The sequence below is a fragment of the Ciceribacter thiooxidans genome (assembly GCF_014126615.1).
In the GTDB taxonomy this organism is placed as follows: domain Bacteria; phylum Pseudomonadota; class Alphaproteobacteria; order Rhizobiales; family Rhizobiaceae; genus Allorhizobium; species Allorhizobium thiooxidans.
In genome coordinates, this window is sequence record NZ_CP059896.1 from 570,082 (window position 1) to 585,794 (window position 15,713).

Below are 15,713 nucleotides of genomic sequence, written 5' to 3' on the forward strand. Positions count from 1 at the left end.
GTGCGTGCTTGTTGAAGCGTTAGCCCGAAATATCCACCACGCCGCAGTCTCCGGCCTCGGAGCCGAAGGCGAGCAGCTTGCCGTTGGCGCTCCACGCCATCGAGGTGATGGCGCCCTTGCCGGGTCGGCGCAGCAGCGCCTCCTTGCCGTCGGCGACGCGGACCGCGAGGATCATGCCGTCGATGAAGCCGATGGCGAGGACCTCGTCTGCGGGGTGGAAGGCGACGTTGGTCACCAGGATGTTGGCGCGCGTGCCGAGCTCGAGCGGCGCCTTGCCCATCGGGCCGTCCTTGCCGGAAAAAGGCCAGACGATTGCCGCCGGTGCGCCGGAAGAGGCGAGCCACTTGCCCTTGGGCGACCAGGAGAGCGACTTGACCTTGGCCGGATAGCCGGTCATGCGCATGTGGCGGCTCTCGTTGGGCTTGCCGTCGAGCTTCCAGCCGTGAAGCGCGCTTTCCTGCATGGTGGTGACGACGAAGCGGCCGTCCGGCGAGAAGGTGACGCCGGTATGGGCACCCTTCCATTCGAGATCGACCGGCGTGCCGGCGGTGCCGACCCAGTGAAGCGAGACGCCGTTGTAGCGGGCAAGCGCGATCCGCAGCCCCTTCGGCGCAAAGTCGATGCCTTCGACCGTCCGCTGTTCGGTGAACTCCTTCACCGTTCCGTCGGCCAGCCGCACGAAGGCGGACTTGCCGTGCGCATAAGCGACAGCGCCCTGCGGCCCGGCAGCAACGACGGCAATCCACTTGCGCGGCACCTCGGCAAGCGTGCTGACGCTTCCGTCATGGGCAATCCTCAGAACCTTGCCGTCTTCGCCGCCGGTCACCAGCGTCTGGCTGGCGTGGTCCTTCACGCATGTGAGTAGCCCCTTATGGGCCTCGGTCACCTTGTCGCCACCGTCCAGGCGGTGGATGGCGCCGGACGCGGCGGCGAAAAAGGGTATGTCTCCGAGAAAGGCGGCAGTGACGACGTGGCCTTCGATATCGAGAGGGGCGACCGTTGGCATCAGGAGGCGGCCTCGCAGGCGTGGAAGCTCTTTTCGAGCTTCTCGCGATCGAGATCGCGGCCGATGAAGACGAGGCGGGTCTCGCGCTTCTCGCCGTCCTTCCAAGGGCGCTGGTGATCACCCTCGATGATCATGTGCACGCCCTGCACGACATAGCGTTCCTCGTCGCCGTTGAAGGCGATGATGCCCTTGAGGCGGAGGATGTTCGGGCCGTCGGTCTGGGTGACCTTCTGGATCCACGGGAAGAAGCGGTCCGGGTTCATCTCGCCGCCGCGCAGCGAGATCGAGGTGACCGTCACGTCGTGGATGGCGGACGGGCCGTGATCGTGGTGGTGGTGGTCGTGCCCGTGATGGTCGTGATCATGGTCATGATGGTGGTGATGGCCATGGTCGTGATCGCAGTCCGGACCGCAGACATGGTCCGGATCGTCATGGTCGAGGAAGCTCGGGTCGTTCTCCAGCGCGCGCTCGAGATTGAAGGCGCCCTGGTTCAGCACCTTCGCGAGGTCGACGCCCGAGCGCGTTGTCGTGTAGACGCGGGCCGACGGGTTGATCGCATGGACGATATCCTCGATGCGATGAAGCTCGTCGTGGCTCACGAGATCGGCCTTGTTGACGACGACGACGTCGGCAAAGGCAATCTGGTCCTCGGCCTCGCGGCTGTCCTTCAGCCGGAGCGGCAGATGCTTGGCGTCGACGAGGGTCACGACGGCGTCGAGTTCGGTCTTCGAACGGACATCGTCGTCCATGAAGAAGGTCTGGGCGACCGGCACGGGATCGGCAAGGCCGGTCGTCTCGACGATGATGCCGTCGAAGCGGCCGGGGCGGCGCATCAGCCCTTCGACCACACGGATCAGGTCGCCGCGCACGGTGCAGCAGACGCAGCCGTTGTTCATTTCGTAGATTTCCTCGTCGGACTCGACGATCAGATCGTTGTCGATGCCGATCTCGCCGAACTCGTTGACAATGACGGCGTATTTCTTGCCGTGGTTTTCCGAGAGGATGCGGTTCAGCAAGGTCGTCTTGCCGGCGCCGAGATAGCCAGTGAGCACGGTGACGGGAATGGGTTTCGCTGCAACTTCGGACATGGGAACCTCGATGGGTGAACTGGGCGGACAGGCGCCCCCGGTGCGGTTGAGTTCATATAGGCTGCGGCGTGCGACAGTTCAAAGGCTTTGTTGGCGAAGCCTGCTCCTGCGGCTCTAGCGCAGTTCGTTGACGTCGAAGGCGTGAACGTCGTGCAGCAGTTCGACGAGTCCATGGACTGCATGAGCGATCAGCCGTTCACCCTTTTCCGCCGTTGCCGCCGCCGCATTGCCGGTCACCCCTTGGGGGGTGAGGTCCGCCATTTTCCAGCCGAAGGCATGGGGACCGTAGGCGCGCAGATGGGTGAAACGCTGGGCGTAGTCGGCCTGCCGGGAGGGAAAGTCGGCGGCCCGCGTCATGTCGACCTTGCCGGGATGAAGGGCCAGCATCACCGAGGTTTCGATATCGCCGCCGTGGATGCCCATGGCCTTTTCCTCAGGTGTGACGACGCCTTCCGGCACGCCGAAGCGGGTCCAGCTCGTCGCCACCGCCAGCATGTCGAAGCGCACGCGCGCTTCGGTGGCGACGATCGTCATCAGCGGAGAATTGCCGCCGTGGGCATTCAGCATCACGAACCTGCGGATACCCTGTTGCGCCAGATCGCCGGCGATGGAAAGCCAGCGCTCGATGGCTTCGCCATAGCCGAGGCTTCTCGTCCCGGGAACATCCATGTGCTCGACGGAATAGCCGACCGGCTCCACCGGCAGGAAGGTGACGGGCAGGTCGGCGGGGAGGGCGGCGATCAGCCTCTCGACGATCCCCTCGACGATCAGGCGATCCGTCTCGAAAGGCAGGTGCGGGCCATGTTGCTCGTGTGCGCCGAGCGGCAGGACGGCGATCCAGTCGCGGCGTTCTTCCGGTGAGAGCGTCGGATAGTTTTCGGCAAAGTTGCGGTGGGGTCGGGACATTCCGGGACTTTATCCGATCTGCGGACGGCGTTTCAATGCGTTGTAAAGATTAGCCGGCTTATCATGCCGCAGGCGGCGAGCACTCCCGGAGCATAGAGATGGCGAAGAAAGACAAGTCAGACAAGAAGAGCGGCAAGAAAGACAAGGCCGGGCGGAAGAAGGAGGCTGCCCGCGAAACCGCAGATGCCGCCTTTGCACCGCTTGTCACGCAAGCGGCCAGGTCGCTCAGGACGCTTCTCTCCCGCAATCTCGCCGACTGCGGGCTCTATGCCGGCCAGGACGGCGTCGTCCAGGCGCTCGCCGATGAAGACGGGCTAACGCCGGGGGCGCTTGCCCAGAAGCTCGGCGTCAAGGCGCCCACCATGACCCGCACGATCGGCCGCATGGAAGCTCAGAGTTTCGTCGAACGGCGGTCGGACGCGCTCGACCACCGTCTCACCAAGGTCTTTCTCACCGACGGCGGTCGCGCCAGCCTCGAGCGCATCGCCGCCGCAGCGGAGGCGTGCGAGCGGCAGGCGCTCCAGGGCCTTTCCGGCAAGGAGGCCAAGACGCTGTCGCGGTTGCTCCTCGCGGTCGAGGAGAACCTGCAGGCCGCCATCGGCAAGCGTTGAAGGTCCGCAGGAGCGAGGCCCTTTTCGCACGCGAAAACAGCAATTGAAATCCGCAATTAAATTGTTTAATTAAAACGTTTAATCGCGGGAGAGGGAGACGGTTTCCACCGCGAGCGAACGCGATCGCCCCGGGAGGACACGTGGCTCAAAAAGTGAAGCTCTCCACGATAGCCGAGTCTCTCGGTCTGTCGACCGCTACCGTATCGCTGGCCCTGCGCGACAGCCCGCTGGTCGCAGTCGATACGCGCGAGAAGATCAAGGAACAGGCCCGTCATCTGGGCTATATCTACAATCGCCGCGCGGCCAGCCTCCGGACATCGCGTTCCGGGATCATCGGCGTCGTCGTGCACGACATCATGAACCCGTTCTACGGCGAGATTCTCAAGGCCATCGAAAGTGAGCTCGATCGAAGCCGCCATACCTTCATCCTCTCCAATCACTACGATTCCGTCGAAAAGCAGCGGACGTTCATCGAGACGCTGCTGCAGCTCGGCGGCGACGGGGTCATCATGTCGCCGGCGATCGGCACACCGGAAGAGGACGTCATGCTGGCGGAGGAAAACGGCATGCCGGCGATCCTGATCGCCCGCTCGATGGAGGGCCTCGATCTGCCGACCTATCGCGGTGACGACAGCTACGGCATCTCACTCGCCACCAACCACCTGATCGGTCTCGGACACCGGACCATTGCGATGATCGGCGGCACCGACCAGACGTCGACCGGCCGCGACCGCTACCAGGGCTATGTCAACGCGCTGCGCAAGGCGGGCATCGAAGTCGATCCGGCGCTGCGCATCCCGGGGCCGCGCACCAAGCAGGGTGGTTTCGAGGCGGCCGTGCACTTCCTTTCGTTGCCGCAGAAACCGACCGCGGCCGTTTGCTGGAACGACCTCGTGGCGATCGGCCTGATGAACGGCATTGCGCGTGCCGGCCTCGTCCCCGGCAAGGATATTTCGGTCACCGGCTACGACGACCTCGAGGAGGCGTCGATCGCGACGCCGGCGTTGACGACGGTCTGGAACGGACAGGCGGAGGTCGGAAGGCTTGCGGCTCGCGCGCTTCTCGATAAACTGGCGGGCAATCACGAGCCGGACGGCATCCATCTCATCAAGCCGGAAATGCGCATCCGCCAGTCGACCGGCCCCATCAAGCGATAAGGAGCAGACCATGGCGATACAGCCGCGCCCGACCATCCTCGTGCCCGGCCGTATCAATCCGAGGGTCACCGACAGGCTCGCAGAGCGTTTCGACGTTCTCTGCGTGCCGCATGGGCCGGATCTGGAACTCGGCGAGGTCGAAGCGGCCCGCGTCCGCGGCGTCGCCGTTTCCGGCGCCCTGCCGGGGCGCTGGATTGCCCGGCTCCCCAATCTCCAGGTGATCTCGAGCTTCGGCGTCGGCTATGACGCAGTGGACGTCGCAGAGGCAGCGGGGCGCGGGATCCTCGTCACCAACACGCCGGACGTGCTGAACGACGAGGTTGCCGACACCGCCGTCGCCCTGCTCATCAACACCGTCCGCCAGTTGCCGCAGGCGGAAACCTGGCTGCGCCAGGGCCGATGGGAACGGGAAGGGCCTTTTCCGCTTTCTCCGCTCTCGCTCAAGGGACGGCATGTCGGCATTCACGGGCTCGGTCGCATCGGGCGCGAAATCGCGCGCAGGCTCGAACCCTTCAAGGTCAGGATCAGCTATCACACCCGCCGCCCGCGAACCGACCTCGGCTACGGCTATTTCCCGTCCTTGACGGCGCTTGCCGAGGCGGTCGACACGCTGATCTCGATCGTTCCGAAGACGCCGGAAACCTTCAAGGCGATCAACGCGGACGTGCTTTCGGCTCTCGGCCCGAACGGCGTCCTGATCAATGTCGGCCGCGGCTGGACGGTCGATGAGGAGGCGTTGATCGAAGCGCTCCGCAGCGGCACAATCGCCGGCGCCGGCCTCGACGTCTTCCAGGACGAGCCGCGCGTACCGGAGGAACTGCTCGCCTTCCCGAATGTCTCGCTGATGCCGCACGTGGCCTCGGCCTCTGTACCGACGCGCAACGCCATGGCGGATCTGGTCGTCGACAACCTGTTTTCCTGGTTTGAGACCGGCCGGGTGCTGACACCGGTGCCGGAGACGCCGCAGCCGGTTAAGTAGCGGTTTACCGCCTCACGCAGTGAGCGCCCGCGCGCTCGCATAGGTGCGCACGGCCTCGCCGAAGGCCTCGAAAAGGGCACGGGAGGGCTTGTCGGTCTCGGCCCAGTACTCCGGATGCCATTGCACGCCGACGGCGAAGCCGCGGGCACCAATCACGGAAACGGCCTCGATCGTGCCGTCTTCCGCCACGGCTTCCACCTGCAGGCCGGGTGCGGTCGTCGAGATCGCCTGGCGATGCAGCGAGTTGACCTTGACCTTGCCGGCGCCGAGATAGCGGGCGATGCAGGAGCCCTCGGCGACGATCACGTCCTGGCGGATCGAGAAGGCGACGTCGCGTTCGACGTCGGCCGGCTTGCGATGGTCCCAGATGCCGGGCTGCTCGTGGATTTCAGTCGCGAGCGTTCCGCCGAGCGCAACATTGAGCTCCTGTATGCCGCGGCAGATCGCCAGAAGCGGAATGCCGCGCTCGAGTGCCCGGCGGATGAGAGGCAGTGTCGTCGCGTCGCGTGCCGGATCGAACGGCCCGTCGCTCTCCTTCGCCTCCGCGCCATAGAGGGAGGGATGCACGTTCGTCGCGGAGCCGGAGACCAGCAGGCCGTCCACGCGGTCGAGTAGTGCGTCCGTGTCGTTGCCCTCCTCGAAGGCCGGAATGATGAACGACATCACGTCGGCGACCTTCAGCGCTGCACGGACGTATTGATTCTGTGCCGCGTGCCAGACGGTGCCGTCGAACTCCCGGATATCGGCGGGAATGGCGATGATCGGCTTCGGCATCGTGGTCTCCGGATAAGAGCGGATGTAATTTGCGATTTCTGACGTGCTCCGGCGAGAGAAGTCAATAGTCTTTCCGAGGCTGTTGCGGCGGCGGAACCCGGCAAAAAAGGCGGGTGGACGCAGGAGATATCCAGCATTTCCGTGGAGAAACGAAATTGTCGGAACTGGCAACCGTTATAGGTCGAAAGAATATTGCCCAAGCGCTTGAAAGGGTTCATCCAAAATGGTTATCTCGCGGGGACTGCTGCTCGGTGGGTGAGGGAGCTTTCCTGTCGGGGCAGGTCTAAAGGGAGGTTTTACTTTTATGGATCGTCGTTCATTCATCAAGAAGGCCGGGGTAACGGGTGCAGGCGTTGCTGCGTCCACCGTTCTGGCTGCACCGGCCATTGCCCAGGAAAATCCGAAGATCACCTGGCGCCTGACGTCTTCGTTCCCCAAGTCGCTCGATACCATTTTCGGTGGTGCGACCGATATCGCCGAGCGCGTCGCAGCAGCGACCGACGGCAATTTCAATATCCAGGTCTTCGCTGCCGGTGAAATCGTGCCCGGTCTCCAGGCCGTCGATGCAGTGTCAGCCGGCACCGTCGAAGCGGCCCATACCACGTCCTATTATTTCTGGGGCAAGGAACCGACCTTCGCGTTCGGCACCGCCATTCCCTTCGGCCTCAATGCGCGCATGTCGAACGCCTGGTTCTACCAGGGCAACGGCAACACGCTGATGAACGAATTCTATGCCACGCAGGGTCTCTATGGCCTTCCGGCGGGCAATACGGGCGTTCAGATGGGCGGCTGGTTCCGTAAGGAAATCAACACCGTCGATGATCTCAAGGGTCTGAAGATGCGTATCGCCGGCCTCGCCGGCAAGGTGCTGGAGAAGGTCGGCGTCGTGCCGCAGCAGCTCGCCGGCGGCGACATCTATCCGGCGCTCGAAAAGGGTACGATCGATGCGGCCGAGTTCGTCGGTCCCTATGACGACCAGAAGCTCGGCTTCCACAAGGTTGCCAAGTACTACTACTATCCGGGCTTCTGGGAAGCCGGCCCGGTTGTTCACGGCTTCTTCAATCTCGAGAAGTTCAACAACCTGCCGAAGAACTACCAGGCGATCCTGCAGGACGCCTGCGCATTCGCCAACACCAACATGATGGCGAAGTACGACGCCAAGAACCCGCCGGCCTTGAAGCAGCTCGTCGCCGAGGGAACGGTGCTGCGCCCGTTCAGCCAGGAAATCCTGGAAGCCTGCTACCAGGCTGCCGTCGGGATCTACGCGGACCTGTCGGCCCAGAGCCCGCACTTCAAGAAGGTCTACGACGATCAGCTGGCGTTCAAGAAGGATGCCTACCTCTGGGCTCAGCTCGGCGAGTACACCTTCGATACCTTCATGATGATCCAGCAGCGCGCCGGCAAGCTCTAAGCTCCGGTTCGCAAGCTCACATGCCGAGCCCCGGGAGCGATCCCGGGGCTCTTCTTTTTGTCGTGACATGCGGGAAGTGCAGTCCAGAGAAAGAAACGGCGGCGCCTCGCGGGCGCCGTTTCGCGTTTTCCTACTTGATGACCGGAGGTTGGCTCAGATCCATGCCGGGGCTTGCGGCACCCGGGGCAGGGGCCGGTGCCGGTATCGCAGGTTGCTCGCCGCCGAGATTGAGCGGCGGCAGGCCCATCGATGGCGCTTGCGATCCGGTGCCGCCGAGCGGCGGCAGACCGAAATTCGGTGCGCCGGTCCCACCGTCCTGGCCGAGGGGCGGCAGCGACATGCCCCCGCCCTGACCGAAGCCCGGAATCTCGATCTTGACGTCGTCGGGGTTGATCGTTTCCACGCCCGCCTTGTAGCGCATGACGAGGCCCGGGAAGGCGATGACAACGATGATCATTATGAACTGGATCACGATGTAGGGCAGGACACCCTTGTAGATGTCGAGCGTCCTGACGCCGTCCATCATCTTGCCGGTCACCTCGTCCTTCCAGCGTCCTGCCGGCGCGATGGAGCGCAGGTAGAACAGCGAGAAGCCGAAGGGCGGCGTCAGGAACGACGTCTGCAGGTTGATGCCGAGAATGACGCCGAACCAGACGAGGTCGATGCCGAGCTTGTCCGCGACCGGCGCCAGGAGCGGCACCATGATGAAGGCGATCTCGAAGAAGTCGATGAAGCAGCCGAGAATGAAGACGATGATCGTCACGACGACCAGGAAGCCGTATTCGCCGCCCGGAAGTCCCGTCAGCAGTTCCTCGATCCAGATATTGCCGTTGATGCCGTAGAAGGTGAGGCCGAAGACGCGGGCGCCGATCAGGATCATCATCACGAAGGCGGAGAGCTTCGTCGTGGCATCGAGAGAGTGCTTGAGCGTTCCGAGCGACAGGCGTCCCTTGAGGGCGGCCATGATCAGTGCGCCGGTGGCGCCCATGGCGCCGCCTTCCGTCGGTGTCGCGATGCCGAGGAAGATCGTGCCGAGCACCAGGAAGATCAGTGCAAGCGGCGGGATCAGGACGATGATGACCTGCTGCGCGAGCCGCGAGATTAGGTTGAGGTTGAACTGCCGGTTGGCGAGTGCGACGAGATAGACTGCGACGACGCCGAAGGCGAGGGCTGCGACCAGGCGCCAGTCAGGGCTTGCGATGCCTGTGAACAGGTACTCATGCCCGACGAAATAAAGCACTGCCGCCACAGCCATCATCACCAGGAGCGAAGTGACGCCGCCGCCGAGGGTACGCGCCTCCAGCGGCAGGGCCGGGGCCCATTGCGGCCGGAAAAGCGAGACGGCGAAGATGTAGGTGCAGTAAGCGCCGACGATCAGGATCGCCGGATAGAGTGCGCCGACATACATGTCGCCGACAGAGCGGCCGAGCTGGTCGGCCATCACGATCAGCACGAGCGAGGGCGGAACGATCTGCGCCAGCGTGCCCGAGGCGGCGATCGTGCCGGCGACCAGCGGGCGATTGTAGTTGTAGCGCAGCATGATCGGCAGCGAGATCAGGCCCATCGCCATGACAGAGGCGGCGACGACGCCCGTGGTGGCTCCGAGCAGGGCACCGACGAGGATGACCGCATAGGCGAGGCCGCCACGGACCGGACCGAACAGCTGTCCGATTGTGTCGAGCAGGTCCTCGGCCATTCTCGATCGCTCGAGGATCAGGCCCATGAAGGTGAAGAAGGGGATGGCCAACAGCGTGTCGTTGTACATCACGCCGTATATGCGGTCAGGGTGGGATTGTAGGAGCGGCCAGAACAGCCGGATCTCGGGGGAGATCGCCGAGAGTTCGACGCCGATTGCGAAATAGATCAGGCCGCCTGCAGCGAGGGTGAAGGCCACGGGATAGCCGAGCAGCAGCATCAGCATCACCGAGCTGAACATGATCGGAGCGAGATTGTGGGCGATGAAATCGATCATGTCAGTGTCCCGTCACTTCGAGGCTGTCTTCGGCCGGATCCTTGACGTAGCCGAACACCATCGCCGCGCGCTTGATGATCTCGGACACCGCCTGTGCGCTCAGGAGAAGGAAGCCGACGAGAACGGCGGCTTTCGCCGGCCAGACGATCAGGCCGCCCGCGCTCGACGAGATTTCGCCGATTCGGTAGGAATTCCAGAACCACGGCCAGGCGAGCCAGGTCATCAGGAAGGAGAACGGAACGAGGAAGATGGTGTGCAGGATCAGGTCGATCCAGTTGCGCGTCCTCCTGCTCCAGCCGCCGGAAACGATGTCGATGCGGATATGCTCGTTCTTGAGCAGCGCATAGGCGGCGGCGAGCATGAACACCGTGCCGTAGAGATACCACTGCAGTTCGAGCCAGGCATTCGACGAGATGTCGAACATCTTGCGGACGACGGCGTTACCTGCGCTGATGAGGACGGCGGCAAGCAGCAGCCATGACACCCAACGTCCGATTGCGCCGTTGATCGCATCGATCAAGCGGCTGATCGCCAATAGTAAGGACATGTCGGTTTTTCTCCCTGAAACCTGTAATTTCCCATAGAACACAGGTGGGAATGGCGCAACCGCGCCATGGTCCGGCTTGGGAAAGGAGGGCGGTGCGTGCCGGCGGAGCCCGCAAGCCGACCAACCGGTACATGATCCGTCCACAGCCGCATCTGTGCAGAGGTCTACGCCGGATCCGGCCATTGATCCGCGTCAAATGGTTGGGAACGTTGGCGATCTATACAGTTTTGGGCGGATATGGCACAGTCGGCGGTGTGAATGAGAAAATTCCGCAATTAATTAGTGTTTGTTAATATATATTGTCGTGGCGGCGTGGGTCCCGCTTTGAAATTAGACTAAAGGCTAAAGCGATTCCGGTGAGATTTGAGGGGTTGCCTTGGAGTGGCGGCCTTTGTGCCGGGGCTCTCATCACGTCGCGTCCAGCTGAAGTGTTGCCGGATACGCGTCCCACGGGCACTGGACTGCGGAGAATCGTTCATGCTTGTGCAATCAAATCTTAATTTCTTCTTTATACCGTTCCGTCGCGGAGGAGGCTCCCTGGATGAAGGCTCGAAGTGCAGCTGTGCCGACGGACGTCTATCTGTCCTTCGTCGAGTCCCTGTTCGGCAATCGCCGGACGCTCTTCGTCGGGATGGCGGCCCATATCCTGACCTATATGGCCGTCTACCATAAGACGCGGGATCTCTTCTATATCGGGCTTTCGATCGCTTTCCTCGTCGTTTTCGCGCACCGGATCCGGCTTTTCGCCCGCTTCAGCAAGGCCGACAAGACGCTGTGGAGTCGCCAGGAGATAGCCCGCTGGGAGCTTCGGTACGTCGTCGGAGCGGCGTCGACCGCGGCGATCCTCGGTATCGGTTGCGGCTACGCCATACTCTTCTTCGAGGACACCTTCGTGGAACTGGCCTGCGTGGCGGTCACCCTGGCTTCCATGGTCTCGGTGGTCGGACGCAACTACGGCTCGCGGATGGCCGTCAGCCTGCAGACCATGGCCGCCTGCCTGCCGATCATCGTCGGCGCGATGTTCTCCGGCGACCCCTACAAGCTGCTGCTGTCGATCATGCTGATCCCGTTCATGCTCACGACCCAGTCCATGGCGACCGGTGTCCGGGAATTCCTCTACGAGAACGTGGTCGCCTCCCAGGAGATGAAGAAGATCGCCGGCAGTTTCGACACGGCGCTGAACAACATGACGCACGGGCTCCTGATGCTGGACCCGGACAACCGGATCGAGGTCATCAACCGCAAGGCTTGCGAACTCCTTCACCTCGGAGACCGAAGTCAGCTCAAGAACTGCGACCTCGACGTCGTCCTGCGCTACGGTACGCGCCACGCGTTCATCGACGGTTCTATGCCGGGACTGATCCAGAAGCAGCTCTCCCAGCTGACGGACGGGACGATCTCCCGCGCCGTCATGCAGTTTTCCGAGGACATGATCCTGGAGTTTTCCGCAACGCGCCGGCCGGAAGGTGGCGTCGTGCTGATCTTCGAGGATGTCACCGCGCGCGTTCGTGCCGACCGGAAGATCCTGCATATGGTCCGTTTCGACGCGCTGACGGGACTGCCGCATCGCAACTACTTCTCCGAACTGGTGAAGGACGAACTCGCCAGGCGCCGGCAACCCGGCGAGGTGGGCTTCATGGTTCTCGACGTCGCGGATCTCAAGCACGTCAACGACATGCGCGGACACCTCGCAGGTGACCGGCTGCTGGTGGCGATCGCAAACCGGCTTCAGGCGCTCGCCGGTCGCGAGGCTCTGGTCGGTCACCTGGTCGGCGACCATTTTGCGCTCTTCTTCCCGAATGTTGCGCGAGACGCCGACCTGGAGGCGAGAATGCGGGAGCTCCATGCGGCGGCAAGCGCCGACTACGAGGTCGAGGGATTGATGACGCCGGTTTCGTTCAGCGCCGGTGCCGTGATCCTGGACAGCGCCAATCTCCGCATGGAAGAGTGGCAGATCAAGGCCGACCTGGCGCTTTACGAGTCGAAATCCCGCGGCAGGGGCGTTTTCACCGTCTTCGCGCAGGAGATGGACGCCCGCTACGTCGAGAGGCAGCGCCTCAAGACGGATCTTGCGGCGGCGGTGGCTGCCGGCTCCCTGGATGTCGTTTACCAGCCCATGTACAGGCTCGACGGATCGAGCCTCGACTGCTGCGAGGCCCTGTCGCGCTGGACCCATCCCGAGCGCGGCGCAATCCCGCCCGACACGTTCATCCATGTCGCCGAGGAGATGGGCATCGTCTCCGAGATCACCCGCTTCATGATCACGCGGGCATGCCGCGATTGCACGACATGGCCGCAACACATCAGCGTGTCGGTCAATCTCTCCGAGCACGACCTGCGTAACGATGTGATCATCGACGTGGTGATGGATGCGCTGAAGGAGACCGGTCTTGCGCCCGCGAGGCTTCATCTCGAGGTCACGGAGGGAAGCCTCGTCGAGGAAGTCGCCAATGTTCGGCTCATTCTGGAGCAGTTGCGCGCGCATGGCATCACCATCGCGATCGACGACTTCGGCACAGGCTTCTCGAGCCTCAGCTATCTCGACACGCTGCCGGTCGATGTCGTCAAGATCGACCGCTCCTTCGTCCGCGACATCTCCGAGGATGCCCGCCGCTTCCGGCTGCTTCGCGGCATCGTGACGATGTCTCGCCAGCTCGATCTCGAGATCGTCATCGAAGGGGTCGAGACGGAAGATCAGCTCGCGCTGCTGCGGAAGTATGACTGTGCCGATCTGATCCAGGGCTATGTCTATTCGGTGCCGGTCGCTTCCGAGACCGTCAGCCTGCTGGCGGAGAGAGCGGAGATGAGCGCGAAGGCGGCACGGAACGCGGGCGCAGCCTGATGTTCAAAAGTAAGTCCTAAAGTATATACCAGTACAAATTTAGGGTTTTTGATTCTTCTTGCGCCGTATGCTGCCTTTTCGGCCCTCCGTTAACCATAAATCTCGTTAAAATTCGCGCATTTCCGCAGGGGAGACTGTGAAAACTGCCGGCGACTGCTATTCTTTGGTTAACGAAACGTTAACCGAGAGATTTTCAGATGAATGTACATGTCTCCGTCGAGGAAAGCTTTTCCGGACGACTGATGCAGCTTCTCGACCATGTCGAATACAGGCGAATCGAATGCGCGGAGGATTTCAGGGACATCGAACGGCTGCGCTACCGTGCCTACAAGGCGGCTGATGTCCTGCCCGTCGGCGGCACAAGACTGCTGGACGACATCGACTTCGATGACCACGCCTATGTCTTCGGCGTCTACTACTTCGAGGAACTGGTGAGCACGATCCGGCTGCACTACGTCACGCCCGATCACCCGGTTTCCCAGTCCTCGGGCGTGTTCCCGGATGCGATCGACGACTTCCTCGATGCGGGGCTGACGCTCATCGATCCCGCGCGTTTCGCCGCTGATCCGCAGGTGGCCGCGGAACTGCCGGTGATCCCGTACATCACGCTGCGCCCGAGCATCGTCGCCGCCGCCTATTTCAAGGCGGATCGGGTGCTGCAGCATGTACGCCCCGCCCACTCGGCCTTCTACAGGCGCGTGTTCTACGCAGACACCATCATCGAGCGACGCATGACTGAAATCTACGGGCTCGAGCTGAACCTGCTCGCGACCGACACGCACAAGACGGGCGCAAAGCTGCTCAAGCGCTATCCCTTCTTCGATTCCGGGGAGCACGAACGCCGGCTGATGTTCGGTCGACAGGGCGAGGCGCGGTTGCCGCCGCTGACCATCCGCCCGTCCGCGCGGCTCGTTGCGGAGGGACAGATCCAGGGAGCCGTCAGCGGCATCCATTTTTGACCGGAACGCCAGTTGCGAGCCGATTGCACTTCCGACGCGCTTGGTATAAGTCGGACGAAAGGGAGAGCGATGGATTGCCGCCTCGGGAACCGAGTTTCCGGCCGACAGTTTCATCGATCAGCAAATCGCGGCCGCCTCAAGGGGAGACAGATCATGAGCGAACACCATACCGGACCCGTCGAAACCGGCGCATCGATGAACTATGCCGAGCATGAGAAGACCTACGATCTCTTCATCGCCGGTGCGAAATACGGCACCGTCGTTCTCGCCGCCCTGATGATCGCGATGGCGGCGGGCTTCTTCACCGCAGCCGGCTTCCTCGGCGGACTGGTCCTTTTCGTCGTGCTCACGGTTGCCGGGATTTACATGTCGCGCTGATACCGCGCCGACCTTCGGCCACGGCTTGCAAAGGCTCCGCTCTGCGGGGCCTTTTCTTTTCGGCGAATGCGTACTGCGGCCGAGTCAGGAAGACGCCGACGGACGACCTGTTATGCGACAGGAAAGCGGGAAGGGGCAAATCGCCCCGCAGATCAGCTCGAAGCGCCGCGCGTGCGGGCGAGGCCGTCGGCGGCCGGCTTGTACTTCGGATCGAGCGACAGCGCATGTGCGAACGACTTGGCTGCCCGCGCCTTGTCACCCCGCCGTTCATAGACGAGCGCCTGGTTGGCCCAGGATTCGGCGAGCTTCGGGTTGAGCTCGATGGCATGGTTGAAGTCGGCGAAAGCGTTGTCGTCGTTGTTCAGTGCGAGATAGGAAATACCACGGCCGTTGTGCGGCTCGGGCGAGCTCGGCGATAGCGAAATGGCCTTCGAGAAGTCGTCGATCGCCTTATCGTGCTGCCCGCGAAGCTGGTAGATCAGACCGCGATTGTGATAGGCGCGCCCATCGGTGGTGTCGAGTTCGATCGCTCTGTTGAAATCGCTGAAGGCCTCGTCGATCCGGCCCGCCTGGCGGTAGATGTTGCCGCGACCGATATAGGCGACGTCGTAGCTCGGATTGATGCGCAGCGCCGCGCTGTAGTCGTTTGCCGCTTCTACCGGCTTGCCCATGCTGCGCAGGACAAGCGCGCGGTTGGCATAGGCCTGATAGAAATTCGGGTTGAGCTTCAGTGCGGTGTTGAAGTCGTCGACGGCCCTGCGGAATTCACCGGCTCTGCCATAGGCGGAGCCGCGGACGTTATAGCTTTCGGGGTCCTGCGGATTTGCCGCGATCACGGCGGAGAGCGATGCGATGTTCTCTTCTGAACCCTGCGCGCGGTCGATGCGGATCATGTCGCTCGTCGTCGGAGTCGACTGGCAGCCCGAAAGCCCGAGGGCAGCAACGATCGCCGCTGTCCCGAGCACGAAACCGAAGCGCACACGGTGCTGCTCCTCCACCTTGTGTGCCAGGGCATGAAGGGAAACAGAAGTGACGACCATTTTCCGGTATGCTTTCCGTAACGAGGGCAGGTGTTTGACTTCA

Annotated in this window: 14 protein-coding genes; 7 read left to right on the forward strand and 7 right to left on the reverse strand. The window is 62.8% G+C overall.

From position 1 onward, the window contains the following. Positions 1-19: 19 nt before the first annotated feature. From H4I97_RS02615 to H4I97_RS02625, 3 genes are all read right to left on the reverse strand, one after another. Positions 20-1,006, reverse strand: a complete 987-nt coding sequence (locus H4I97_RS02615) for a WD40 repeat domain-containing protein (RefSeq protein WP_182306400.1) — start codon at positions 1,004-1,006, stop codon at positions 20-22. Then, positions 1,006-2,094 (reverse strand): CobW family GTP-binding protein, encoded by a 1,089-nt coding sequence (locus H4I97_RS02620; RefSeq protein WP_182306401.1) that lies wholly within the window; start codon positions 2,092-2,094, stop codon positions 1,006-1,008. The genes H4I97_RS02615 and H4I97_RS02620 overlap by 1 nt, the downstream gene beginning before the upstream one ends. Positions 2,095-2,208: 114 nt before the next feature. Continuing rightward, the gene (locus H4I97_RS02625) at positions 2,209-3,000 is read right to left on the reverse strand and encodes a creatininase family protein (protein ID WP_182306402.1); all 792 of its coding nucleotides are present in this window, start codon (positions 2,998-3,000) and stop codon (positions 2,209-2,211) included. 98 nt (positions 3,001-3,098) lie between these two features. Between H4I97_RS02625 and H4I97_RS02630 the strand changes: the two genes are divergently transcribed. The 3 genes from H4I97_RS02630 (at position 3,099) to H4I97_RS02640 (ending at position 5,747) form a co-directional block, all read left to right on the forward strand. Beyond that, a complete protein-coding gene (locus H4I97_RS02630) occupies positions 3,099-3,611 on the forward strand; it encodes a MarR family winged helix-turn-helix transcriptional regulator (RefSeq protein WP_182306403.1) in 513 nt (170 codons plus the stop codon). A gap of 140 nt (positions 3,612-3,751) precedes the next feature. Beyond that, positions 3,752-4,768, forward strand: a complete 1,017-nt coding sequence (locus tag H4I97_RS02635) for a LacI family DNA-binding transcriptional regulator (RefSeq protein ID WP_182306404.1) — start codon at positions 3,752-3,754, stop codon at positions 4,766-4,768. Positions 4,769-4,778: 10 nt separating this feature from the next. Beyond that, positions 4,779-5,747, forward strand: a complete 969-nt coding sequence (locus tag H4I97_RS02640; protein WP_182306405.1) for a 2-hydroxyacid dehydrogenase — start codon at positions 4,779-4,781, stop codon at positions 5,745-5,747. Positions 5,748-5,759: 12 nt separating this feature from the next. On the opposite strand, the gene H4I97_RS02645 is transcribed toward H4I97_RS02640, so the two are convergent. Beyond that, the gene (locus H4I97_RS02645; RefSeq protein WP_182306406.1) at positions 5,760-6,521 is read right to left on the reverse strand and encodes a gamma-glutamyl-gamma-aminobutyrate hydrolase family protein; all 762 of its coding nucleotides are present in this window, start codon (positions 6,519-6,521) and stop codon (positions 5,760-5,762) included. 304 nt (positions 6,522-6,825) lie between these two features. Between H4I97_RS02645 and H4I97_RS02650 the strand changes: the two genes are divergently transcribed. Then, on the forward strand, positions 6,826-7,932 hold the full coding sequence (locus tag H4I97_RS02650) for a TRAP transporter substrate-binding protein (RefSeq protein ID WP_182306407.1): 1,107 nt from the start codon (positions 6,826-6,828) through the stop codon (positions 7,930-7,932). Between the two features lie 130 nt (positions 7,933-8,062). Here H4I97_RS02650 and H4I97_RS02655 read toward each other — a convergent pair whose 3' ends face one another. Both H4I97_RS02655 and H4I97_RS02660 read right to left on the reverse strand, forming a co-directional pair. Further along, positions 8,063-9,904: a TRAP transporter large permease gene (locus tag H4I97_RS02655; RefSeq protein ID WP_182306408.1), complete on the reverse strand. Its 1,842-nt coding sequence runs from the start codon at positions 9,902-9,904 to the stop codon at positions 8,063-8,065. 1 nt (position 9,905) lies between these two features. Then, positions 9,906-10,451: a TRAP transporter small permease subunit gene (locus H4I97_RS02660; protein WP_182306409.1), complete on the reverse strand. Its 546-nt coding sequence runs from the start codon at positions 10,449-10,451 to the stop codon at positions 9,906-9,908. A 541-nt stretch (positions 10,452-10,992) separates the two neighbouring features. Between H4I97_RS02660 and H4I97_RS02665 the strand changes: the two genes are divergently transcribed. The 3 genes from H4I97_RS02665 (at position 10,993) to H4I97_RS02675 (ending at position 14,630) form a co-directional block, all read left to right on the forward strand. Then, positions 10,993-13,293 carry an EAL domain-containing protein gene (locus H4I97_RS02665; RefSeq protein ID WP_182306410.1) on the forward strand — a complete coding sequence of 767 codons (2,301 nt, stop codon included), beginning with the start codon at positions 10,993-10,995 and terminating at the stop codon, positions 13,291-13,293. A 197-nt stretch (positions 13,294-13,490) separates the two neighbouring features. Beyond that, positions 13,491-14,252, forward strand: a complete 762-nt coding sequence (locus H4I97_RS02670; RefSeq protein ID WP_182306411.1) for an N-acyl amino acid synthase FeeM domain-containing protein — start codon at positions 13,491-13,493, stop codon at positions 14,250-14,252. 153 nt (positions 14,253-14,405) lie between these two features. Next, complete coding sequence (locus tag H4I97_RS02675; RefSeq protein WP_182306412.1) at positions 14,406-14,630, forward strand: aa3-type cytochrome c oxidase subunit IV; 225 nt, start codon at positions 14,406-14,408, stop codon at positions 14,628-14,630. Between the two features lie 152 nt (positions 14,631-14,782). Here H4I97_RS02675 and H4I97_RS02680 read toward each other — a convergent pair whose 3' ends face one another. Then, a complete protein-coding gene (locus H4I97_RS02680) occupies positions 14,783-15,670 on the reverse strand; it encodes a tetratricopeptide repeat protein (RefSeq protein WP_182306413.1) in 888 nt (295 codons plus the stop codon). Positions 15,671-15,713 lie beyond the last annotated feature (43 nt).